The 24,157-nt window shown below is 33.1% G+C and carries 18 protein-coding genes and 1 tRNA gene; 1 reads left to right on the plus strand and 18 read right to left on the minus strand.

All coding sequences use genetic code 11. The features are described from left to right. Positions 1-4: 4 nt before the first annotated feature. The 10 genes from FEF17_RS02395 to abc-f all read right to left on the minus strand — a co-directional run bounded on the left by FEF17_RS02395 (position 5) and on the right by abc-f (position 12,973). The gene (locus FEF17_RS02395) at positions 5-2,317 is read right to left on the minus strand and encodes a chondroitinase-B domain-containing protein (protein WP_139000761.1); all 2,313 of its coding nucleotides are present in this window, start codon (positions 2,315-2,317) and stop codon (positions 5-7) included. Between the two features lie 53 nt (positions 2,318-2,370). Beyond that, on the minus strand, positions 2,371-3,321 hold the full coding sequence (locus FEF17_RS02400) for a sugar phosphate isomerase/epimerase family protein (RefSeq protein ID WP_425552632.1): 951 nt from the start codon (positions 3,319-3,321) through the stop codon (positions 2,371-2,373). Between the two features lie 284 nt (positions 3,322-3,605). Then, entirely contained in the window at positions 3,606-4,502 is an 897-nt protein-coding gene (locus tag FEF17_RS02405) for a toxin-antitoxin system YwqK family antitoxin (RefSeq protein ID WP_139000763.1), read from the minus strand. A gap of 246 nt (positions 4,503-4,748) precedes the next feature. Then, complete coding sequence (locus tag FEF17_RS02410) at positions 4,749-7,136, minus strand: lectin-like protein (RefSeq protein ID WP_139000764.1); 2,388 nt, start codon at positions 7,134-7,136, stop codon at positions 4,749-4,751. A gap of 304 nt (positions 7,137-7,440) precedes the next feature. After that, positions 7,441-8,136 carry a toxin-antitoxin system YwqK family antitoxin gene (locus FEF17_RS02415; RefSeq protein ID WP_139000765.1) on the minus strand — a complete coding sequence of 232 codons (696 nt, stop codon included), beginning with the start codon at positions 8,134-8,136 and terminating at the stop codon, positions 7,441-7,443. A 5-nt stretch (positions 8,137-8,141) separates the two neighbouring features. Beyond that, positions 8,142-9,641, minus strand: a complete 1,500-nt coding sequence (locus tag FEF17_RS02420) for a toxin-antitoxin system YwqK family antitoxin (RefSeq protein WP_139000766.1) — start codon at positions 9,639-9,641, stop codon at positions 8,142-8,144. Positions 9,642-9,735: 94 nt separating this feature from the next. Continuing rightward, positions 9,736-9,808 (minus strand) — tRNA-Met (locus FEF17_RS02425). Positions 9,809-9,866: 58 nt separating this feature from the next. Continuing rightward, positions 9,867-10,049 carry a CPXCG motif-containing cysteine-rich protein gene (locus FEF17_RS02430; RefSeq protein ID WP_139000767.1) on the minus strand — a complete coding sequence of 61 codons (183 nt, stop codon included), beginning with the start codon at positions 10,047-10,049 and terminating at the stop codon, positions 9,867-9,869. An 83-nt stretch (positions 10,050-10,132) separates the two neighbouring features. After that, the gene (locus FEF17_RS02435; RefSeq protein WP_139000768.1) at positions 10,133-10,963 is read right to left on the minus strand and encodes a Two component regulator three Y domain protein; all 831 of its coding nucleotides are present in this window, start codon (positions 10,961-10,963) and stop codon (positions 10,133-10,135) included. Between the two features lie 93 nt (positions 10,964-11,056). After that, entirely contained in the window at positions 11,057-12,973 is a 1,917-nt protein-coding gene (abc-f, locus tag FEF17_RS02440) for a ribosomal protection-like ABC-F family protein (protein ID WP_139000769.1), read from the minus strand. Between the two features lie 87 nt (positions 12,974-13,060). Between abc-f and FEF17_RS02445 the strand changes: the two genes are divergently transcribed. Next, positions 13,061-13,444: a DUF983 domain-containing protein gene (locus FEF17_RS02445; protein WP_139000770.1), complete on the plus strand. Its 384-nt coding sequence runs from the start codon at positions 13,061-13,063 to the stop codon at positions 13,442-13,444. Between the two features lie 29 nt (positions 13,445-13,473). On the opposite strand, the gene FEF17_RS02450 is transcribed toward FEF17_RS02445, so the two are convergent. From FEF17_RS02450 to FEF17_RS02485, 8 genes are all read right to left on the minus strand, one after another. Beyond that, entirely contained in the window at positions 13,474-14,514 is a 1,041-nt protein-coding gene (locus tag FEF17_RS02450) for an NAD(P)/FAD-dependent oxidoreductase (protein WP_139000771.1), read from the minus strand. Between the two features lie 105 nt (positions 14,515-14,619). Next, entirely contained in the window at positions 14,620-15,510 is an 891-nt protein-coding gene (porN, locus tag FEF17_RS02455; RefSeq protein ID WP_139000772.1) for a type IX secretion system ring subunit PorN/GldN, read from the minus strand. A 48-nt stretch (positions 15,511-15,558) separates the two neighbouring features. Further along, positions 15,559-17,118 (minus strand): type IX secretion system motor protein PorM/GldM, encoded by a 1,560-nt coding sequence (porM, locus tag FEF17_RS02460; protein WP_139000773.1) that lies wholly within the window; start codon positions 17,116-17,118, stop codon positions 15,559-15,561. 49 nt (positions 17,119-17,167) lie between these two features. Further along, on the minus strand, positions 17,168-17,803 hold the full coding sequence (gene porL / locus FEF17_RS02465; RefSeq protein ID WP_139000774.1) for a type IX secretion system motor protein PorL/GldL: 636 nt from the start codon (positions 17,801-17,803) through the stop codon (positions 17,168-17,170). 74 nt (positions 17,804-17,877) lie between these two features. Beyond that, the gene (gene porK / locus FEF17_RS02470) at positions 17,878-19,242 is read right to left on the minus strand and encodes a T9SS ring complex lipoprotein PorK/GldK (protein ID WP_170180955.1); all 1,365 of its coding nucleotides are present in this window, start codon (positions 19,240-19,242) and stop codon (positions 17,878-17,880) included. A 162-nt stretch (positions 19,243-19,404) separates the two neighbouring features. Further along, a complete protein-coding gene (locus FEF17_RS02475; protein ID WP_139000776.1) occupies positions 19,405-20,571 on the minus strand; it encodes a formimidoylglutamase in 1,167 nt (388 codons plus the stop codon). Between the two features lie 185 nt (positions 20,572-20,756). Further along, positions 20,757-23,246: a type I DNA topoisomerase gene (gene topA / locus FEF17_RS02480; protein ID WP_139000777.1), complete on the minus strand. Its 2,490-nt coding sequence runs from the start codon at positions 23,244-23,246 to the stop codon at positions 20,757-20,759. 138 nt (positions 23,247-23,384) lie between these two features. After that, positions 23,385-24,146 carry a hypothetical protein gene (locus tag FEF17_RS02485; protein WP_139000778.1) on the minus strand — a complete coding sequence of 254 codons (762 nt, stop codon included), beginning with the start codon at positions 24,144-24,146 and terminating at the stop codon, positions 23,385-23,387. Positions 24,147-24,157: the final 11 nt, after the last annotated feature.

Below are 24,157 nucleotides of genomic sequence, written 5' to 3' on the forward strand. Positions count from 1 at the left end.
ATTTCTAGTACATCAATTTCATTTTAAGATTTTCTTCAACAACTATTTTTCCAGAATTGTTAACGGTATTGTTATTATGGGAATTATTCTTTGCACCCCAAAGCAGGGCCACTAGTTTTATAGGATTGTTCTTAAATGTGTTATTCGAAATGTCGACATTAACAATACCTCTAGTATTTATTAATATGCCGTTCGCTTCTTTTACACCACAATTTGTAAAATTACTTTTGGAAAGGGTAAGATTCCCTCCAATGGTTGATTCGTCATAACCCCCTCGGTAGTAATCGATAACATTTTGTTTTACATTATCGAATTGGCAATTGTCTATTGTTAAATATTCGGTGTTATAATCGCCTTTATCATTGGTTTCTTCTGACAATTCCAAACCATTTTCACAATTGGAAATAGAGGTCTTTTTAAAGGTGATACGCTCAGCAAACGACTGTTTATAAACTTTAAGAGCGAAGTTAAAATCACTTATTTCACAATTAGAAACCGATAACCCAAAATGAGTGTACATATTTTCTTTAAGGGTAGCAAATGCCTGTTGATTTCCTGTTCCTTTTAAAGTAACACCCTCAAGAGCTAAGAACCCTTTAGGATGTAATTTAAATAAAGGTGTATTATTTTCCCCTTCGTAAAAAAGAACTGCCTTTGACTTGTCTTTCATTTTTATGGTAATACTTTTATTGATAATTAAAGGGTTTGAAATAACATGTTTTCCATTTCCTAAAACTATAACATCCCCATTTTCGGCTTTATCAATTTTTTCTTGAAGATTATCATTGATTTCAACAATAATGATTGCGGATTCCCTAGCTTTAACTTCATCTGTAAACCATGAAGGCCCATATTTGGACTTATCTAAAACAGAAGGCACATTAGCATCAGCATTAACCACCGCACCAATACTATTATTTACATTTCTTGAATTACCAAAAAGGTCTTTTGAAATATTTTCAAACTCAAAACCTTGATATGGTGCTATATCAATATTTAAAGACGGTAAGACTATATTTTCAGCAACTTTCTTTAATTCAAAATTGACACTTTTAATACCATCGTCATAATTTTCAAAAGATACACCCTGATTGTTAATGGCGTTACTCTTAAAGGTTACGCCATCGGCCTTGTCATGTTCAAGAACAGGAGATTCATCGCCTATCTCATTATATATCACATTATTGGCTATCAAGGTTCTCAAAGGTCTGGCAGAACGAATTTCCGAAGGAGGCAACACATCTTTTTGACCTAAATTTTGCCCAACACCAAATTGCCATGGTGAATTACAATTCACATAAGTGTTATAAGCCACCACAACATCTGTTACTTGATTGTAACGGTTTAAAGGCGATTTGGGAATACCATTCATTACGGCCAACGGGCTTCTAAAACTCTTTCCTTTTAGGTTATAAAAATAATTGTTTGTTACCCAATGCCCCGTATTAATAATTCTAATACCTCCAATATTTTCATTTTTACCATCACCAATAAAATAGTTACCATCGATGGTGCAATAATTACCATGCCTTGTAACTAAAGAGCCTTCACTATTGTAGAACACATTGTTTCTAAATTCGTTGAAATTGGTTTTACTTGAAATAATTTCGACCTCCCCATTACATTCCTCAAATAGATTATTAGCAACCAGAGTATAACTTGGAGACATAGACGAATAACTATCACCAATTTGAATGGTTTCTCCGCTTGCACCACCTTTTGGTGGACGAGGCCCAAAATGGTTATTAACAATTTGGTGGTAATTATTAATGTGTTCGTTACCTTTTAAATCCACACGAATCGTAGGCCCTCTATTGGTTTTACCCCTGATATAAGAATTATTCAAGGTATTATGTCTGCCCCAAAATTGTACCCAGCGATCTGAATCATCGCGATTCATTTTATTAAAGTCTTCTATAACGCTATTAATCAAAGAACAATGATTCGCGGTGGTTTCCTTATCTATGCGAAACTCCACTACCGCATCACTTGGAGAGTAGCCATTTCTGAAATGTAATCCATCAACAATAAGATATTCTCCGCCAAATTTTAAATTAGATTCACCTTCAATAAATACCTTCCCAGGAGTTTCAGCTTTAATAACGATAGGAGCTTCCTCAGTACCTATACCATAAAAATTAATTTGAACATTATTCCATATACCATTCGATAAAACTATTTGATCTCCTTCTTTACTATTCTTTATGGCATCGTTGAGCGCTTCAATATTAGAAACTTTAATTGTATTTGAGGTTTCTTGTTGTTTACAAGAAACCAGAACAAAAATTACTGTTAAAATGGAAATTGCTTTTCTCATGAAATATCTATTTTTCTAATATGAATACTACTTTACATTATTCGTTAAATATACTAGGCTGATTCCCATAATTTTTGAATACGGTTTAAATCCGTTTTCATCGCATTAAAAACCACTTTTTTATCTACCGAAATCTTACTTAAACCTTTTTCGGCTCCACCCAAATCATATTCTAAATGAAGTGATACAGGTGGTTTTAACTTGAATTTTTTCAATAATTTAAAATAACTATCAAAATCCACCATGCCCTCACCGATAGGAACATTAACGGGTTTCCATTTACCATTTACCACACCCCATTTAAAATCCTTTAAAACAATTACTTTGATGTTATTTTTTAAAAGTTTCAACCCATTTACCCAGGAATGCCCTCCTTCTGCAACAGCATGTCTAATATCGTATTGGGTGCCAAAATAGTTTAAATTGGTAGATTCTAACAATTGCTTAATTTCCCAATATGATGCTCCAATTTTTTCACCTGCATGATTTTGATAACACCCTATTATATTAAGTTCTTTATTTAACTCACTTAATTCTTTTATTTGATTTTTATAGATTTCTATAGATTCCTCAAGAGGCTTCTCTCTAAGATACTCAAACCAATTTGTTCTATAGTACTTTATACCATGCTTTGAAGCCGTGTTTAAAATATCAACATCTAATTTATTATTAACGCTCTCAATGCTAGTAGTCATCATTTTACAATCAGAACCACCCACTTTTATAGCCTCTATTGCTTTTGGTAAATCTATTTTTACTAATTCGGGTAAAACGTGCCCCTTTGGACGAACTGTTAAATCGACCCCATCAAAACCCAATTCGTTAGCCATTTCACCAGTAGCTTTATAATCTAAAAACTGAAGATGTTTTGAAAATATATTAACAGAGAGTCTATTAATGTTTATGTTATCCTCTAAACCAGACCAAGGATGAAATGCTTGCAGAAACGGAATTCCCCCTGTAACCAAAGCCGTCTTTTTGACAAAATCCCTTCTTGTTTTCAAGAACATAATAGAATATAAATAAACTGGTTAACCAAATTGGTTTACCAAATATATGAATAATAATCGTATATGCAAACTATAAGTCTAAACTTTGTGACACATAAAAACCTTAAAGTGCTTATATTGTGCAAACGCTCATTAGGTTTTGAGTAAAAAAAAAAGAGCTAACATTTCGGTTAACTCTATAAATATTAGTGGAACGCATAGAAATATGAAACCAAAATGAACTTTTAAATGACTTTTTGAAAAATGCTAAACATGCACAATATCAGGTCAAGTAATGATTAGTTGTCGTAGTTTTCACTTAAAATAAGGTTCCCGTTTTCATAATAATAATTCCATTCGCCAACCATTCGACCATCTTTATAATACCCTTCACCCCATATTTGACCATTTGAGTGATATTGCACCCATAAACTATTTTTAACTCCACTTTTATAATTAACCTTTCGCTTTAATTGACCATTTTCATAATATTCTTCCCAAATACCATTTTGCTTTCCATCAATGTAAACTCCTTTGCTCTTAATTTTTCCATTAGAATAATATGTTTTCCAAACACCATTCATTAATCCATCAATGTAGTTTCCCTCAATTTCAATTTGGCCATCTTCATGTTTTTTTTGATAAGGTCCTTCAGTCGGTTTTTCTATTATATCAGAGTTTTCATTTAACTGAAGATTTTTTGATATTTCATTTCTTTGCAACATATTATCATTAGCTTTTACCGAAATTTCTTTGTTATAATTTAATAAAGGTGTTATCTCATTTTCGATTAATCTATTATTGTCGTTTTTAATATTATTACTATCAGGAAAGGGCACATCAATATTATTACCAGATACTTCCATAACTAGTCCTGTCGTGACTGCTGCAACTGTTAAGATGGTCCCAAGTGCAGATTCTTCTGGTTTTACGTACTTTTTTTCATTCTCATAAATCCAACCTAATTTATCAGGTTTTCCCTTTCTAACCATAATATATCGCTTAGATTCCTTTTTCCTATTGTATCTAATTACTTTTCCTGTAACCAACGAAGAGTCTGCTTTATAATAAATAAGACCTCTTATATCTATAACATCATCTAAGCTTGCGATTGCAACATCTTTATTATTAATATTTTGCCCTAAGGTTATATAAAAACATAGAAGTGATAATAATAATAGTTTTTGTTTTACCATATTACAAGGTACAAAAAAAGCCTCACCAGAACGATGAAGCTTCTCATATTAGTAGCGGGAAACCTTGTATTATCGAACCAATTTTTAAGTGACTTTATTGCAATAATTGAATTTAAAACCTAACTAACTCGACAAGTTGGTCTTGTTTAACTGTCCAATATGGCTCCCCCCTAATATTATTTTGTCGAACCAATTCAATAAAGAATTAATGAGATTTAGTTCATTCTAAGATAATAACAGAAAATATTAATCGAAAGAATCAAACTCTACTAAGTATCCTGAAACACACATTTGACCTTTCCATCCATTAGGCAATCTACCGCTTATCTGCCTAGATAATAAACCACCTCGCCCCATAATATGTCCGTAATCTCTATTTTCGAGGTCATTCCCTTTTTCTAAATAACCTTCCATATTTTTATTAAGTGCTATTCCATTTATCCAAGTCCAATGACCCTCTTTTTCAGAGTCACTAAGACCTATCCAATAGGTTGCTTTCTTTTCACTTGCTTCTGTTACATAATTCATTTCCTCCAATGTCTCAAAGACAGCTAAATAGCCACCTTCTTTTTCTGCTAATTTTTCGGCAATATCCCAGCTCACATTCATTTTCATGTATTGATATTTGTGTCCTGAGTAAATAAATGTATTGATTAGGGTTGGTATTTCACCTTCAACATAACACATTGTTGTTTGTGGAAGAGCTTCCTTGATTAGTTTTCCGTCTGTGTTCCAAACTTTTTCAACACCTTCCTGTTTGCCGTCCTTAAATGTTGCTTCCCTTTTTAACTGTCCGTTTTCATACCATTCTTTAGACAAACCTTCTGGGTCTCCTTTTTTCAATAGTACTTTCACTTTTAATTGTCCATTTTCAAACCATTCTCTATATAACCCTTCCGGGATACTTTCAAAAAAGTTCATTTCTTTTTGCATTTGTCCATTTTCAAACCATTCTCTGTCTACACCATTTACCTTACCCTCTCTAAAGAGTTGTTCCTTTTTTTGCTGACCATTTACATACCATTCTCTATATAATCCTTCTGGCTTACCTTTTTTAAATAACTGTTCTATTTTTTGTTGTCCATTTTCATACCATTCCCTAGTTAGCCCATCCTGAACACCTTGTATAATGTTCGCTTCTTGTTTCAATTGACCATTTCCATACCATTCTTTACACAAGCCTTCTGGCTTGCCTTTTTTAAAAGGCTGTTCTGTTTTTTGAAAGCCATTTTCATACCATTCTCTAAATAAACCATCCTTCACCCCTTCTATAAGGTTTAATTCTCTCGCCAATTGACCATTTAGATACCATACCTTACTAATTCCTTCCGCCTTACCGTTTTGAAAATTAGCCTTTCCTTTAAGCTGTCCATCTTCATACCAGTCTGTTAATAATCCATCTTGCTTACCGTCTAAAAAGTTCGTTTTTGCTTTAATTTGACCATTTTCATACCATTTTCTTGCCAAACCATGCTGTCTATCATCTTTAAAATTAAATTCTTCTTGAAGTTGTCCGTTTGGATACCATTTTCTCAATATTCCTTCTTGAATACCATCTTTATAGTTTTGTTCTGCCTGTAGCTTTCCATTTTCATACCACATTCTACCTAATCCGTCCTGTTTATTGTTTTTAAAATTCCCTTCATCTTTTAATTGTCCATTTTTATGCCATTGTCTAAATAAACCTTCTTGTTTACCTTCTTTAGAATTCACTTCTTTTTCTAATTGCCCATTTTCAAACCATACTCTACTTACTCCGTCTGGTTCTCCTTCTTTAATATTTGTTTCAAATTGAAGCTGTCCATTTTCATACCATACTCTACTTACTCCGTCTGGTTCTCCTTCTTTATAATTTACTTCCATCATTATTTTTTCATCAATATCATAATCAATAAGTTTCCCCGTTATTAGAGTTGTGTCCCTTTTTTTATAAAGTAATTTGTTTAATTCCATTACTTCATCGTTACTATATATTTGTAATTGAACATTACCTCCGTCTACCTTAAACTCATTAGCTTGTTTATTGAGATTTGAACTTATAAAATTAGATTTTTCAGTATGGGAACTGTAGGGAGAAACTAATTTTATATTTGTAACTTTTATATTTGCTATGCCCCAAACAGCAAAACCAAAATATCCTTCTTTAGGAACGGCACCTTCATCATAGATTGCCTTAGCATATGGTTTACCATCAACATAATAAATCGCTGAGCTTTTATGTATAACACATGTTACATTAAACAACTTTCCAATTTCAATTTTAATGTTTTCACCCCTATGCACATTTGGAAAAGATTTAAAAAGTCCCGTTCTAAAGGTAAAATTCCTGTTTTGTGGAGATAAAAACCAACTTAATGCGTCTGGTGAGGGATTATTATTTCCCCACTTAACTTTATTATATGAATATACAGGTATAAATGGACCACTTTCATCATTAAACTTGACGTCATAAGATATCACTGCTGGTAGTGAGACTAATTTTGGAAGCCAAATATATTTATTTGTTATTGTAAGACTTGAAGGAATGGAAATTTTACTGTCATATAATGATTGAGTTTTTAAGGCATTCTTGTTTTGGGCACTAAGATTAAGCACTAAATTACTTGCAATTAATATCATACATAATTTATTCATAAAGCATTATTTTTAATTAACAGCTAATAACCTATTGCCTTATATATTGTAAAATGTGTTTACTAAAACAATAATGGCTTAGGGGGAGGTTTTATGGCTTGTTGTAAGGTTTGTTTTACCAAGGTATGAAAAAATCGGACCGCTAATTGAAAAGTTTACTTATTATTATCCATAATTGGCCATTGCTAGATTGAAAGACATAAAAAAACCTCTTGATTTCTCAAGAGGTTTTCTTTGTAGCGGAAAGCATTCAATTATTGAACCTAAATGAGTTTATATGTGACTTTTTGAAAGTGGTGGAGTTTTAATTATTTATTTCCTTTCCATCTTCCTCCCATGCTTTTCTGCTTAATGGTTCTCCATTTTTATAGATAGTTTCATAAGCTTTCTGCCCATTACTATGCCACCAAGTCCAAAGACCTTCCTGCGTCCCATCCTTAAAATTACCTTCTTGCCTCTTCTGGCCATTACTATCCCACAAAGTATAAAGACCAATCCCATCCTTATAGTTTTCTTCTGACTTCTTCTGCCCGTTAAGATGCCAACTAGTCGAAAGACCTTCTTTCTCTCCATCCCTATAGTTAGCTTCTGACAACTTATGCCCGTTATTATGCCAACTAGTCCTAAGACCTTCTGCCTTCCCTTCCTTATAATAACCTTCTCTTTCCTTCTGCCCATTATCATACCAAATTATTTCAGTACCGTCTCTCTTTCCATCTTTATAGTTACTCACTAACTCCTTCTGCCCGTTAAAATGCCATTTAGTTGAAAGACCTTCTGCCTTCCCTTCAACGAGAGTTACTTTCAATCTAAGGCTGTCATTTTCATAATAATCTACTGCCATACCTGTAAATGGTTTGCCGTTATAAGTTAACGAGTCGATACCATCATTGATTCTAATTTGCTTCAATTCCTTAATCTTAACTTTCTGGTTTTGTGCACTTAAAAAATTACTACCAATAAATAGTAAAGAGATTACTAATAATAAGGTTTTTTTCATGACAGTTAATAGGTTACTTGAATGATGTTTGCAGAATCAGTAGCAATAAAACACCATTTATTGTTTATGTAACAAAGAGATAATACTAATTTAAGAGGCACTACTTTATGTGTAATTGCAATTTTGGCAATTACAATTGTTGCTGTACTAATATCGTAATTTATTGATTTAGGCCAGCTAACTTTCTCATTAGAATTATCATCATTAATAAGATTGTAGGAATAGAAAACATTGTATTCTCTTAACATTTCAACAGGATTATGCTCTCGTAATTGGTCTTCAATATCATTGATTTTTTCCGATACGTTTTCATCCCAACTAGCATTTATGCTTTCAAGCATCTCGTTGAAAGGCTTCTCTTCTTTAATTTTCAACAGCACAGGTACAGATTCCTCTTTTGATGCGAATAATTTCCTCAATGCATCATAGTTTTCCGTTTTAAGGATAGTCATAAAATTATCAACAAATATTTTTAAACCAAAGTTGTCTTCATCTACTTCTGGCCATTCTTTAACAATATTTCCATTTTTATCCCTTTCAATTCTTTTAATTTCAATTCCATCAGAATAAACTACCTCAAGTGACTTCTCTCCATTTTCATTCCAGGCCATAACTGTACCAACTGGTTCTCCAAATTCAAAATAAGATTCGCTTTTTATCTGGCCATTTTTGTGCCATGTGGTTCTGTTGCCGCTTCTTTTTCCATTTTTTGAAATACCAGTAATTGCTATTTGTCCATTTGGATACCAATGCGTATAGGGTCCATTTCCTTTTATTCTCGCACGTTCACCAGTAACGGTTAATTCTGATTTCTTCTTACCATTTTTTTTAAACCATGTTGTGTACTGCCCATTAATTTTTCCAGATACAAATGTGACCGCAGAAACGTAACTATCGTGCGGAATAAAAATTTCTCGTTTGCTCCTATTAAAATTCAATTCCCCAGAAAAAGTAACAACGCCCGTAAATGGCTCATTATTTGCTTTTTCGTATGCAAAATAGTCGTCTTGATTAAGCGTGTCTTTTGAAACCATTGCTTCCAATAGTAATTCTTCATCTGGAAGCGATATCGCAGTGCCTGGCATAGGGTGAGCGCTAGGATATATCTTTTCGACTTTTTTACTTCCATCACTATACCAGGTGGTTTCACTAGTGACTCTACTTGCTTTATCGTAAATTCTTTCGAAGCGTTTTATCCCACTCTTAAAATAAAAGGTAAATTTATTTATACTCTCAGGTGAATATTCTGCAATACTGTAAATCACATCGTTATTAAAAGTTTTTGCCAAACTTATGCTACCATTTTCAAAATGCGTCTCAGAAGATACTTCCCCATTAGGTAATGTTTCAACCTGAACTCCAGTAAATGGCTTGTTTGCACTAATTTTATATGTTAAATCTCCTTTTTTTATTAGTTGATTAGAACTTACAGTATCGTTAACCTGCTTAGATTGACCAATTAAAAATGTAGGAACAAATAAAAGTAGCAGTAAGATTTTTTTCATTTGAAGATTATAAAGCTTTCTTAAATATAGAAAAATTAAATGAAGTAAATCTTGGCATAAAAAAACCTCTTGATTTCTCAAGAGGTTTTCTTCGTAGCGGGAACTGGACTCGAACCAGTGACCTTCGGGTTATGAGCCCGACGAGCTACCTACTGCTCTATCCCGCGATATTGGACTGCAAATATACAATCCTTTTTAGGTTTATCAAGGAAAAAAATAAAAAATTTACTGTTCAATATTGTTTGCCTCAAAAGCTGTAAGTTCTAAATCTAAAAATTGTGCTGTAACCTGAATGGGGTTGCAACACACTTCACAATCTTCAATATAATTTTGGTTACTAACCGATTTATCTAAGAGCATTGATATCTCCTCCCAACAATATGGACATACAAAAAAGTGTTCTAGCATAGTATAAAAATAAAAAAACAGATAATAAATATTATCTGCTTTTTACTAACTAACTAATTTATGATAAACTATTACATTACTTTTTACTCTTTCTCAATATCCATTGTAGCCGTAGCATTCTGATTTTGTAATTCCAAGAAGATTAAATCCGGTGGGTTATTTCCTGAAAAGGTTGTAAAATCGGTATTTAAATTATTATCACTTACCATAATTGTATTCAAATTGGTAAGACTCATAAATTCCGAAGGTAAATCGCCTGTAAATTGATTTGTAGATAATAGCAACTCTTGTAAGTTTTCCAACTGAGCTAACTCAACAGGAATTTCACCTTCCATTTTATTATCCATAAGACTCAGCTTTTCCAATTTTGAAAGTGCATAAATCTGGTTAGGAATAGTTCCTGTTAAAAAGTTACTACCAAGTAACAATTCTTTAAGGTTTGTTAACTCCATTAAAGATTCTGGAATAGTCCCAGATAATCTGTTACTATATAGTTTTAAGGACTCTAAATTCTTTAATGAACCTAATTCTGAAGGAATATTTCCTTCAAAACCGTTCATAAATAATTCTAAAGATTTTAATTCTTTTAAATTTTGAAGTGTCGTTGGTAATTGACCAGTTAGCTTATTGAACCCTAGGTTCATCTTTCTTAAACTGGTAAGGTTGCCAATTTCTGTAGGTAAAGTTCCTTGTAAATTATTAAACTGAAGGTTAATTTCAACTATTTCGTTATTCTCAACTTGAATACCATGCCAAGTATTTACATCTGTAGTTATATCCCACGTTACATTCCACTTATCTCCGTTTGTAGAATTATAGAGTGCTAATAAAGCGTCTTTCTCTGTAGAGGATATATTAGCAAAGGAATATGCCGATACAAATAAGCAGGCAATTATAAGTTTTAAAGTCTTCATATCGAATAAATTTGGGATTAATTCTCCTACGAAAGTAGTTTAGAAGCAGACTAAAAACTATTTTATTCGACGAAATACATAAAATTTTAACATTTATGAATCGATGAACTGCTCAATTTCTAGCTGAATGGACTCCCATTTTTGCATTAAATCCTGCAATTCAGTCTTTTTTTTCTGATAATTATCAAAGAAATTATCTTGAGATGTTACTTCTTCATAATTAATTTCAAGTTCAAGATCAATGGCTTTTATGTCTTTTTCTAACTGGCTTATTTTAGATTCAACATTGCTCAACTTGTTATTTAGAGATTTTAATTTCTTTTGGTCTTCATAGGACTGATGACTCTTTTGCTTTGGAGTGTCCTTTTTTACTACCGTTCGTTTTTCAACCTCTCTTAAGTTATCAACTTGCCGCTGATCTAAGTAATAATCGATATCACCCAGATACTCTTTAATTTTATGGTCTTTAAACTCATAAACTATATTTGTTAACCCTTGAAGAAAATCACGGTCGTGAGACACTAGAATTAAAGTGCCTTCAAATCTGAATAATGCCTCCTTTAAAACGTTTTTAGATTTAATGTCTAAATGATTTGTTGGCTCATCCATGATTAAAACGTTAAATGGCTGAAGCATTAGTTTTGCTAATGCCAAACGGTTACGTTCACCCCCAGATAACACTCTTACATATTTATCTACTTCATCTCCTCTAAATAAAAATGACCCGAGAATATCACGTACTTTACTCCTATTGGATTCATTGGCAGCATCAATCATAGTGTCTAATACCGTTTTACTCCCATCCAAATACTCCGCTTGATTTTGAGCGAAATAACCAATTTGCACATTATGTCCTAATTTTAGTAGACCATCGTATTTAATATCACCAACAATTATTTTGGCCAAGGTTGATTTCCCTTGACCATTCTGACCTACAAAAGCTGTTTTGCTATCGCGTTCAATCAATAAATTGATATTCTTAAGCACTTGATTATCTCCATAATTCTTTGAAACGCGCTCAGCTTCCACTACAACTTTCCCTGGTGTTATAGAAATAGGAAAATTAAGTGTCATAACACTATTATCGTCTTCATCTACTTCAATACGTTCAATTTTATCTAACTTCTTTATAAGAGACTGTGCCATAGTTGCTTTAGAAGCTTTGGCTCTAAACTTTTCAATTAACTTTTCAGTTTGCTCTATTTGCTTTTGCTGATTTTTTTGTGAAGCCAATTGTTGGGTTCTCAATTCTTCTCGAAGTACTAAATATTTGGTATAAGGTTTTGGATAATCATAAATTCGTCCCAGAGATATCTCGATAGTTCTATTGGTTACATTATCCAGAAACATTTTATCGTGAGATACTATTACAACAGCACCTGCATACCCCTTCAAAAAGTTTTCTAGCCAAATAATGGACTCAATATCCAGGTGATTCGTTGGCTCATCGAGCAAAAGAATATCATTGTTTTGCAAAAGCAACTTTGCCAACTCAATTCGCATACGCCAACCACCAGAGAACGTATCGGTAAGCATATTAAAATCGTCTCTTTTAAAACCTAAACCTTGTAATATTTTTTCGGTATCACCTTGATAATTATAGCCTCCTAAAATCTCGTATTGATGTTGTAAATCATTGATATCAATCATCAACTGATGATAGCCATCACTCTCATAATCCGTGCGCTCCGCTAACTGCTCATTAATAGATTCCATTTGAGCTTCTACCTCTTTTATTTCGGTAAATGCTTCATAAGATTCTTCCAAAACGGTACGACCGAAATCAAAATCTATATCCTGCTTTAAAAATCCAATTTTTAATTCTTTGTCAGCAGCTATTTGTCCTGTATCAGCCTCCATTTCTTTAGACAAGATCTTTAGCATGGTAGATTTACCTGCCCCATTTTTACCAATTAACCCAATTCTGTCACCATTACCCAATTTAAAGGTAATATCCTCGAATAAATATTCGCCTTGAAATGAAATTGATAAATTGTGGATGTTCATCATAGAAATGTAACTTTTATTGCCAACGATATATGCCGAATAAACTAACTTTGCATTGCCTTAGCGCGTTGGCAAAAATACACAAATATTATGTTTAAAAAAGGGAATAAATTATACAGTATTATAACAGGATCTTGCCCTAAATGTCACGAAGAATCTATGTTTAAAAATAAAAATCCATATATTCTATCTGAAGCTTTAGCAATGAACGAAACATGTGGTAATTGTGGTACAAAATATAAAATTGAACCCTCTTTTTTTTACGGCTCTATGTATGTAAGTTACCCTGTAGGGATTGCTTTCGCCACAGCCGCTTTTGTTATTTCGTTTTTTGTTTTTGAAGCCAATATAAATATCGTATTTATTTCAATTATTGCGACTCTTATCGTTTTTATGCCAATTATTTTAAGGCTTTCTCGAAATATATGGATAAATTTTTTCATGCATTACGATAAGTCTTTAGCCAAAAAGTAACTGCTCGCTAAACTATTTTATTAGAGATACTAATAGAAACGATTTATATCTATTTCTTCTTCCAACGGTATATTATTCTCTACCAAATTGAAAAGCTGAGAAGCCACATAAGGCCCTATCATAACGCCTCGTGTACCAAGACCATTAAGAATGTACATATTATCAATCTCTCGATGTTTACCGACTAAAGGGCGTCGATCTTTCACGGTAGGACGTACACCAGCTAATTGATTTACAACCTCAAATGGACAATTTATTAGTGTTTTTAATTTGGTTAAAAGCGTTTCTTTTCCTTTTTCACTAGGTTTATTGGATAAATCGTTCCAATCGTAAGTCGCCCCAACCAAATACAAATCTTCCTCTAAGGGAATCAAAAATACGGGTCCTTTTAAAACATAATCAATATTTAACTGTGAGGCATAAATGGTAAGTAATTCTCCTTTTGTAGGCACTAATGGCAGGTCCTTAAAAAAAGGATTTTTAGACATGCCAAAACCTTCGGCGAATATTAAATTATGAGACACTAAGTTTTTATATTGAAAACCATTCTCAATAACAATTAAATCTCTGTATTGAAATTCATTCTCTATTAATAAATTATTTTGAAATAGGAATGATTTATAAGCATCAATTAATGTTTTAACATCTATTCTACCTGTACTTTTAACTTCTCCAAATCCATAAGGCGCATTTACAGCATTGTTCTTATTCTTTACAAGGTTGGCGGAAAGGTATTCACTAAGCCTTGGTTTGTCTGATGCTGCAAACCAATTATTTTGTTCTTCTAAAGATGCAAATTTTCTATATAACGGAATTTTATAGTCTAACTTAACGTTTAGCTTTTTTTCTAAGGCATTGTAAATTCTCAGAGCAATTTCTAGCTGTTCTCTACTTTTCCATACAGAAGTGAAACGTTTTAGAACCACGGGATTATACAACCCGCCTGCGACAGTTGAAGACGTTTGAGATGCGTCATCAAAAACCACAAAGGTTTTATTATTCGCAATTAATTCCTCGCAGAAACTAATTCCTGCCAAACCTATTCCAACGATAATGTAATCTACTTGCATCTTGATGCGAAGGTAATTAGAAAATGGTTTTTGGCTTCAAAATGTATTATAAAAAAAATGCTCACTTATAAAGTGAGCATTTTTATATTTTACATGTAATGTGGTTTAATACGTCCACATATCAAGTTCAAAATCTCTTATTTTAGTCTTAATTCTGTCAGACTCCAATAACTGCATTAGAGCGTTTTGAGAAACATATTCGTTAATCTTTCTATCGCCTTGTACATTCTCTTCTTGATAAACATACCCATGAAAACGTCTAGAATTCAATAAGTGATCGAAAGAAAACGGGATGGCACTATTCTCGTTATTAAACGATTTTGCTTCATGCAAAACATCTCTTGCATCAGGGAAAAACACCCAAAATAGCTCAACTAAATCCGGTTCTTCCTCATCAATAAAGTTCACATCTGGAGACACTGGTGCAATACCTAAAAGTCTGTATTTCATTTCGGCTTGACGCTTATCGAAATACCAAAGCCCCTTAACACGATATTCTGTAATATCGGCTGCTGTAATGTCTCTCCTATCTATATACTCGCCAGATAATTCTTCCCCAGCATTTAATTGCTCAATACCTAACTCGGTAGTGTCAACCTTAGAAAGGGCTGCTTCAATATCCTTTAAAGTACGTTTTGTTGTGAAATAAGAATCATCGTAAATGTTTTCAATATTACCATTTTTAATGTTCTTCATAAGCACATCATATAACGATCTTCTGTCGCTTCCAATATTATTGGTATCAATTGGGTAGTACAACGGAAAATTAGCACGTTCATCAAGAACAACTTTTTCCCACGTCATTTTAGAGAAAAGAATATCTCTATCGTCTACATACCCATATGGTAACGCTTGATCGTTATCAATAGCTATTTGTGCTTCTGTTCTAACACCTATCTCTTCTGGAGATTTAGCGTTTAATATATTTGCTTGAGCAAATGTATTTACTGCTGAAAGAACAGTTACAACGGTTATTAAAAAACTTTTAAAATTCATCTTTCTTTAATTTTATTTATTGGGCCTAAAATAATTAGTCCCTAAATTTTAATTTGTAAGCTCAACAAATACAGGTGATACTTTTTTAAGTATTACACTTACACCGCCTGCTTTAGCTTGGATATCAAATATTTGAACACCAGAACCACGCTTAGCTTTACGTAAAGCAGATTTCGCTCTACTATCTAACTTACTTCCACTTACATTTATTGTAGGTTGTCCAGGAACTTTAAATTTAAATCCTGTAACACGTAATGGTAATTCGAAATCGAAATCGTCGAACTTAGCACCAATAGTAGAAATTTCAAGACTGTTACGCTGCATTTTTACTGCACCATCTTCACCTCTAATAGTTCCTGTAGGTTTTGGTAAATCTTTAATTCTGAATGTAGCTCTATCACTTACTGGTTGCCCATCAGGTAATTTTCCAGTTACATTAATAGTAACTTCTCTACCTTGAATTCTTGTCGCATCCATAACGTATTTGCTTCCTCTAACTCTAGTTAAGCCTTGAGCTCTAGCATTTACATTATTATCTGAAATACCAGCAAAAGAAATTGTCATTGGGTTTTTAACACCACGATATACTACATTCATTTTATCTGCAGAAATCGTAGCAGCATTTGGTTTAGGAACCGTTGCGAAAGATTGCTTTACATCAACTTCAACTTCCTCACCATCCTGAGCAAAAATTAATTTTCCTTCAATTTTATGCTCACCGGGAGTTCCTGTACCAACATTTAACTTTACTTTACCATCTTCAATAGTATATTGATCTTTAGTTAAAGGTCTACCATCTAAAGTTAATTCAACTCTGTTTGGCTTTGTAGTAGCATCTTTTCTACCAAGTACAATTTGACCATCAAACGTTTCTCCATTGAAGTATGCAGATTTTGTTGTTTCTAACAATGTTGTATAGTTGGTCATAGACACCTCACTGGAAAGTGTACCTTGTAACATATTCGATAATACTTCCGACTCAGTAGTCTTAACATCTGCTTGAAGCTGTGTCATTTTAGTTAATGACGCTACTAAAGGAAATCCTTTGTAGTGATATTCTAACCATTTTTGCTCACCAGCTCCTCTTTTTACAGGATCTGTTTCGAACTTCTTTTGTACATCTTTAATGATGTCTTCCATTCCTTTTTGGTCTGCTAATACAGCCGAAACACCATCTCTAAAAGTTGCCATTTGATTCATGAATTCTTCTCCTGCAGGCTTTAATTTGTCGCCTTTAAAAAAGTTTTCATCCAAATAATCACCTTTATCCATGATTTCGTAATCTGTAGGATCATCTACAGTTGCAGACATCTTAGATTTAAGATCTTCTAAGTACGCATCAAAATTATCTGCAAGATCTTCAATTTGACTTGCTTTAAGTTTTAATGGCTCATATTTCTCTTTCTGGTCTATTGCTTTTTGTTCTAAACTTGCAATAAAAGCTGTGTTACGCTCTGTTGCAGCTTGGTTAGATTCTGTAAGCTTTTCGTTCATTAATCCAAATGCAGATAGTACTTCTTTTGACATATTTAAAGCAAGCATTGCTATAAATATTAAATACATCAAATTAATCATTTTCTGCCTTGGTGATAGATTATTTCCTGCCATGTCTAATTAGGTTTTTGGTTAATTAATATAAATTTGGGTTAACCCCTAATTAGCTTTTGTTCATTGCAGAAAGCATTCCTCCATAAACACCATTTAATGATGATAAGTTAGATGCTAATGATTGCATTTGCTCTTTCAATTTAGCAGCATTTTCTACAGACTCTTCATTAATAGAAGCTTGTCTGTTTACACTTTCTAATTGTACTTTGTATAAGCTGTTTAAAGACTCCATTTGAGCTGCAGCTAAAGATAACTCTTCACCATATTTTCTAGTAGCTTCTAAAGATTCTACAGTAGGTGAAATATTTTTAGCAGCACCTTCAAAATTCTTAATACTGTCTCCTAAACTTGCCATAAGCTCGCCATCAATTTTAGCGTCTTTTAATAACTCGTCTAATTTTTTAGATAATAATCCTTGTGGATCTTTTGCTTCTTTTTCTGAAGCTTGTCCTCCAGCTAATTCCGGGTAAACTAACGACCAATCTAAATCGTCGTCTACTGGTTCGAATGCTGAAATAGCAAAAATAATTGCTTCGGTTACCAGACCAATGGTTAACATAACGTTACCTGTTAAAGGTCCAATTTCAAAGTGAATAATTTTGAATAGTGCTCCAACAATTACAATTGATGCTCCTAATCCGTAAGCTAAATTCATAAACTTTTTACTTGCTCTTGACTGTGCCATAATTTTCGATTTTTAATGTTAAGTACGAATACTTAAGTAGGTTAATTAATAGTATTTATTATTGATTTGATTTATTACTTACCGTTTTTAGTTACTTGTGTCCCCATATAATCTTGAACGGTTCTGAATCCTATATAACTTCTTGCAGAATCTGCATACTCGTAGTCTCTTGAGCTCACTTGTAAGAAGTATGCAACATCTTTCCAAGATCCTCCGCGCACTACTTTACGTTGATTTTCTTTATCGTTTACACTTGGATTTACAGTAGAAACATACTCATAAGATGATGGATCGTATGATGCATTCACCCATTCTGAAACGTTTCCAGCCATATTGTACAAGTTGTAATCATTTGGTTCATACGAATCTGCTTCAACAGTATATAAAGCTTGATCTGCTGCGTAATCACCACGAACTGGTTTAAAGTTTGCCATAAAACAACCTCTGTCGTTCTTAGCGTAAGGACCACCCCATGGGAAAGTCGCCGCTCGTAAACCTCCTCTGGCAGCATACTCCCATTCTGCTTCAGATGGTAATCTGAAAGAATTTACAAAGTGTGCTCCTTTTTTCCCTTTTTGATAGGCATTTTTCCATAATGTTCTCCATTGACAAAATGCTTTTGCTTGTTTCCAGGTAACACCTACTACTGGATATTCTCCGTAGGCATCGTGCCAGAAATAATCATTATGCATTGGTTCGTTATAAGAATATGCGAAATCTCTAATCCAAGTTGTTGTATCCGGATATACTTCTACTTCTTCTTTTATTAGAACATCTTTACGTCTAAGACTTCTATCCTTAGCTGCTTTTTGGATGTCCATATATGTATATTGGAATTTAAACTTAGAAACATCCCAAGTACGTTGTCCATTATATGATTCTTCTTCAGGTAAATACATAGTATCCATAACTTCGGCATAATACTCATCTATATACTCTGAAGTATCAAATACTAAATCGACATCTTTATTAAGTTTATAACCTTCATATCCTGTTGGTCCTAATCCTGTATAATTATTATAAATATACTTTTCGTAAACAGTCATATTAGCAGTATCGGCATTTTTAAATGCAAATTCACCAATTGTACCTTCATCTTCTTGGGTTAAACCAACCTCATCGGCTAAAATGGCAAGCTTAGTTCTAATAATAGAATCTCTTACCCAATTAACAAATTGACGGTACTCACTATTTGTAATTTCAGTTTCATCCATATAAAAGGCTCGAACAGTTACGGTTTTTGCAGGTGCATCATGCACACCAGCTAAATCGTCGTCTGCTTTACCCATTATAAAAGCACCACCAGGAACAAGTTCCATTCCATAAGGCTTTTCTGGATGCCACTTTTTTCCTTTAACACCAACTAGCTCACCCCTATCTTTAGAGCCACAACTAGCGAACAATGTTAATACTGCGGTTAATAATATAAACTTCTTCATATCCATAGAAAACTCGAGGTTAATTATTTAAGCTTCAATTTCGAGAGCGTAAACATATTTATATATTTCTTAAAAAACAACTTTTTAGTAAAAAAAATTACATTTCGTCGTGAAAAAATTACATTTCATCGATGAAATTAACCTTTTAGCTACTTTTAATGGTTAAATACAATTCTTCTGAAACGCCTTATACCAACGGTCTGGGACCTTATTATTACAAGCATCTAAGTAATCCTGATGCATGCATGGTAATAACGTATGTCTTTTTAATTTATTATTTAATTCTGCTAAAAAAGGGATTTCAATCCACCACCTACCGGTCTTATTACTTTTGTAAAAGATTAATTCTTGGGAGTCTACTAAGGTAATAAATTTTTGATAGCTATTTTCATCTGAAAAATCATCATCCTTAACCCTATAATTAATACCTTCTATAAAGTACCACATAATTTGAGCCATAAGCATACATGTAATCTCATCATCATTTGATGGCTTATACTCATATATGCCAAATGAAGTTACCTTATTACTTATCCCTGCATAACGAGCAATGGCACATATTTCTTTTCCATCTAAACCATTAGGAGAATATTTTTGATTTAAACTAAGCTCTGATCCTTTAACAGAACCTAGATCAATACTTACCATGTTAGCATCTCGCATAACTGGCTCTGCTATTGTAACATCATTTGATACTTGTCCCAATCGATAAGCCTCAAAATATAGCTTATCCATTAAATCGATTTCTTCTTGGGAGTTAAAATAGGTTTGATAACCTATAGTAGCATAATTAAATAGATTGTAAGGTTCGTCAAGAATAATTTTACCAACAAAGCTATTATTCTTTATGGGTTTCGCAGAATCACCCAAATCGAACTTACAATCTACATTAACTATATTCACCATAGGAATAATATCATCGTAAGCCCTATAATTAGCATAAGTAAGATCTTGTGAACCACCAATTATTATGGGTATAATGTTCTTTTTAACTAATATGTTAATGGTAGTTTTTAAAGCGAAATAAGTATCCTCAACAGTTTCTCCTTTATTAATATCTCCTAAATCTGCTACAGTAGTCCCCCAACTTCCCGGAAAAAGACCATATAATGACTTTCTAATTTCATTTAACTGAAATTCTTCTCCTATATAATTAATATCATTTCTGTTTTCTAAAACACCAACAATAGCAATATTAACTTTAGTTAAATCTGGAATACCGTTTTGAGATGAATGAATACGAATTTTTCTTCCGAACGCTTGAGGTGAAATCAACTCATTATGAGCCAAAACCATATCTGAAACTGGGGAGAGAAAATTAAAGTTCATAATATTAATTTGCTAAAACAATGTTTAACAAGTTTGGTCTTTGAGGTTTCTCACAAATATCAAAAGAAATAATGATTTTTACTATGATGTTAATGTAAAAATTAAGTCCAATTAGTTATAAAATGGTAATTAATTGGGCATTTCTTTAAAAAAGCCGAATAAACCGTTTAATATCAATCTATTAATTACTTTTTCTTGGTAGCCGCTTTACGCTTTGGAGTTTTTTTCTTTGGTGTCTTTGCCTCAATTAAAGCTTTAGCCTCCTCTAAAGTCATTTCTGATACATCAACCGTTTTAGCAAGCTCTACCTTTACCTTGCCTTTAATTACGTTGTGCCTTCCCCAACGAGCTTTTTCTACACGAATACCTTCGTCTTCCCAGTTATGAATAACTTTATCTATTTCTTTCTGGATTTTGGTTTCAATGAGTTCTATTATATCATTATCCGACAGGTTATCCCAATCGTATTTCTTATTGACATTAATAAACATGTTGTTCCATTTAATAAATGGTCCAAAACGCCCTTTACCTTTTTGAACTGGCAAGTCCTTATATATATATATAGGTGCATCTGCTTTTTGTTTTTCTTTTATTAAAACAATAGCCTCGTCTAACTCTACACTTAAAGGGTCTACTCCTTTAGGAAGTGAAACGAATGCACTACCAAATTTCACATAAGGTCCAAAACGTCCATTATTAACTAGCACTTCTTCTCCTTCGTAATCACCTAACTTTTTTGGAAGCTGAAATAAATCCATAGCTTCTTCGTAGGTAATGGTATTTAATTGTTGGTCTGGACTTAAACTTGCAAATTGTGGTTTCTCATCATCATCAACCGTTCCTATTTGAACCATTGGACCAAACTTTCCTAGACGCACACTAACTTGTTTGCCTGTTTTTGGATCTTTTCCTAATATTCGTTCTCCAGACTCTCTATCGGCATTTTCTTTAACATCTTCTACAACTGGATGAAACTCCTTGTAAAAAGATTTCATCATCTTCGTCCAATCTTCTTTACCGTCTGCAATATCATCAAAATCTGATTCTACTTTAGCCGTAAAATTATAATCTAAAATAGCATCAAAGTGATTCACTAAAAAGTCGGTTACAATCATTCCTATATCTGTAGGTACAAGCTTGCCTTTATCAGATCCTACTTTTTCACTTAAGGTAACATCTTTAATTACTCCATCTTTTAAAGTTAGTTGAGAATAGTTTCTTTCTACACCTTCAACAGTTCCTTTTTCAATATAGTTTCTGTTTTGAATAGTCGAAATGGTCGGTGCATACGTAGATGGACGACCAATACCCAATTCTTCCAATTTTTTTACCAATGAGGCTTCAGTATATCTTGCAGGAGGTCTAGTATAACGCTCTGTTGCTGTAATATAGTTGTTAAGAAGCTTCTCATTAACTTTTAGCGCAGGAAGCATGCCTTCTTGTTCCTCATTCTCATCATCCGTTCCTTCTAAGTACACTTTTAAGAAACCGTCAAATTTAATAACTTCTCCATTAGCGCTAAAATTAGTGCTATGTGTTGAAGCACTAATCTTTACATTAGTTCTTTCTAATTGTGCTTCACTCATCTGAGATGCAATAGAACGCTTCCATATCAAGTCATACAAACGGGCTTGATCATAATCAATATCTACAGAATGTACTGCAAAATTAGTCGGTCTAATCGCTTCGTGAGCTTCTTGGGCTCCTTTGGATTTTCCCTTATAATTTCTTGGTTTACTATATTCTGAACCAAATGAACTTTTAATTTCTGCCTCTGCTCCTTTTCTTGCTTCGCCCGATAAATTTACACTATCGGTTCTCATATAAGTAATTAAACCAGACTCATACAGTCGCTGAGCCATGGTCATGGTTTTACTTACTGAAAAATATAATTTTCGTGAAGCCTCCTGTTGCAAGGTTGAAGTTGTAAAAGGTGCTGCAGGAGATTTTTTTGCTGGTTTCTTTTCTAAATTAGCAACTTTAAAAGACGCTGATGCGTTTTGCTCCAAAAACTTTTGAGCTCCTTCCTTGGATGAAAAATTCATTGGAAGCTTTGCTTTAAAAGTCTGTCCATTTTCATTTGAAAATTCCGCGTCTATTCTATAGGAAGCGGCTGGAGTAAAAGCTTCTATTTCACGCTCTTTTTCTACAATTAAACGTACAGATACAGACTGCACACGACCCGCCGACAGTCCTCCTTTTACCTTTCTCCAAAGCACTGGAGACAATTCGTATCCAACTATTCTATCTAAAACACGACGCGCTTGCTGAGCATCTACTAAATCGTAATCAATTCCTCTCGGGTTTTCTATTGCCTTTTGAATGGCCGATTTGGTAATTTCATGAAATACAATACGTTTTGTTTTATCCTTATCCAATTTTAAGGCTTCTGCCAAATGCCAAGCGATAGCCTCCCCCTCTCGATCCTCATCACTTGCTAACCAAACCATTTCAGCTTTTTTTGCTAAATCTTTAAGTTTTTTAACAACTGCTTTTTTGTCTTTTGAAACTTCGTATTTTGGTTTGAAATCACCGTCAACGTCTACTCCTAGTTCCTTTGAAGGAAGGTCGGAAATATGACCGAAACTAGATTCAACTTTAAAATCTTTTCCTAAAAATTTTTCTATAGTTTTTGCTTTTGCAGGTGACTCAACAATTACTAAATTCTTTGCCATAAATGGATCTTTGTGGCTACAAATGTATGTCAAAAAAAGTTTAACTTCCTAATTAAATCCTTATCCGCATTGATTTAAAAAAAAAAAAAGCCCATATTTATCACAATAAATAAGGGCTTTTCTAATCTAAAATAAATTTTATTCTACTTGAGTTCCTATTTCCTCAATAGCATCCGTATTCTCAAATCCTATAGATTCCTTATAAATAAAATAAGCAGGCAAATAAGCAAAAGAAGCTGTAACAAGCACACCAATAAAACACAATATCATACCAACTAATTGCGCCAAAATTCCAGCAACAATCATAAGCCCAAAAGTCAACAACCATTTCTTATTCCCTAACTTAAAACCTACTTTAACAATATCAGAAGCTTCTAAATCAGCATTAAAAGCATATATAACATTCATCAATGCAATTGGCACAGCAACATATATAATGGGAAGCACACATAGCAAAGTTGCAACTAATGAAATCCCAAAAGTCATAGCTGCTAGCTTTATTGTTTTTCCTAAATAAGGTTTTTTGAAAAAGTAAAAATAGTCGTCTTTAGAGGCCTCATCAAAATCTTTTAATTTACATATTCTATAAAAAGCCGATTTCAAGCCAAAACCTATTACCATAGCAAAAAATGCAAATACTAATACAAAAAGATAAAAGGGAACTAAAAAAGCCCACTCAGAGTTTCCTCCATTATTGAGCGCATCTGGATCCAGGATTCCCATTGCAATCAATGGCAAATACATAATTATATAAAAAGGAAGCATGAGCACAAAAGTTAAAAGCAACATAACTAAACCTTGCAACCATACCTTTTTAAATAGTTCTATGGACTTATTGAAAATATCACCAAAATCAAGTTCTTTGGCGTTTTCAATTTTGTTTAAAATTAATTCTAACATATTCTTAAAAA

It is taken from the genome of Hyunsoonleella aestuarii (genome assembly GCF_006148925.1).
GTDB classification, from domain to species: Bacteria; Bacteroidota; Bacteroidia; order Flavobacteriales; family Flavobacteriaceae; genus Algibacter_D; species Algibacter_D aestuarii.